The 1,277-nt window shown below is 61.0% G+C and carries 1 protein-coding gene; it reads right to left on the reverse strand.

Annotated features, from left to right (window positions below; translation table 11 throughout):
• Window positions 1–116: 116 nt before the first annotated feature.
• Window positions 117–1,199 carry an IS5 family transposase gene (locus AC1RLZ_RS31120; RefSeq protein WP_371423027.1) on the reverse strand — a complete coding sequence of 361 codons (1,083 nt, stop codon included), beginning with the start codon at window positions 1,197–1,199 and terminating at the stop codon, window positions 117–119.
• Window positions 1,200–1,277 lie beyond the last annotated feature (78 nt).

The following is a 1,277-nucleotide window of genomic DNA, read 5'->3' on the forward strand; positions in this document are numbered from 1 at the left end:
CTAGCAGTCCGCTGAAAAAGCTCAAAATCAGACTATTTTTCTATCCAATCGACGGGCTGGATGGTGGTGTAGTTTGCTGATCGGCGTCGCGCGCAGTCGCCTTTACGGCGACGGAGTTATGCGGCGAGCAGTTTCGGAATGCGGATCAAGTTGTAGGCGATCAGGTTGAGCATGAAGTCGGCGGCGACGGCGCCGAGACCGCGATGTTTGGTCTTGCGCATTGTACCGTGTTGCTTGCCCCATCCGAAGATGCACTCGATCATCGCGCGGCGTGTCTGCGACATGCCATAGCCCTCGTGGCGGGTGGTTCGCTCATCGATGGCGCTGCGGCGGTTGCGGCCGCTCTTGCCGATGGCATTGTTCTGCGTCACATGCGGCGTGACCTCGATGGCGCGCAGATTGGCGACATGATCGGCGGTGTCATAGGCCTTGTCCGCGCCAACGGTGATGCGACGGCCGGCCTGTTTGGCCTTGGCCTTGAGCATTTTCTCCGCAGCGTGGCGCTCGGCGGTGCCGCTGGCATGCGTCACCATGCCGGCGACCGCCAGGCCATTGCGGTTCTCCATGGTGGCATGGCCCATATAACAGAGCCTGGCCTCGCGGCCGGCGGCCTTGCGATAGAGCCGGCTGTCGGGATCGCTGGTGGAGGCATGGGTGTCGTTCTTGCGGGTCTGGCCATGGAAGTTGCTGCCGTCGTCGCCGTCACTGCCGTCCTTGGGGCGGAAGCTCTTGTGGGAAGCCCAGGCTTCGATCAGCGTTCCGTCCACCGAGAAATGCTCGTCCGACAACAGCGCCTTCACCTCGGCGTGGTTCAGCAGCCTGGTCATGAACTTCGTGAACACGTCGCCGTTCTGCAATCGCTCACGGTTCTTCGTGAAGGTGGTCGGGTTCCAGACCCGGTCGTCCGGCGACAGCCCCACGAACCAGCGATACAACAGGTTGTAGTCAAGTTGCTCCATCAATTGGCGTTCCGAGCGGATGCCATAGAACACCTGCAGCAGCAACGCGCTGAGCAATTGCTCCGGCGGGATCGAGGGACGCCCTTCCTTCGCGTAGAGGCTGGAAAAGCTGCGGCTCATCTCGCCCAGCACATCACGGACTAGCGCCCGGATTTTCCTTAGCGGATGGTCCTGCGGCACCCGCGCATCCGGCGAGATATATGAAAACAGCCCGCCTTGATCCTCGAATGTCCCGCGCATGCCGACCTCCACCGATTCACCATCAAATTGAATCAGTAAATCAGCGCCGCCGCGAGGGGTTTTTCAGCAGACTGCTAG

This window comes from Tardiphaga sp. GW822-FHT04G09 (assembly GCF_058800725.1).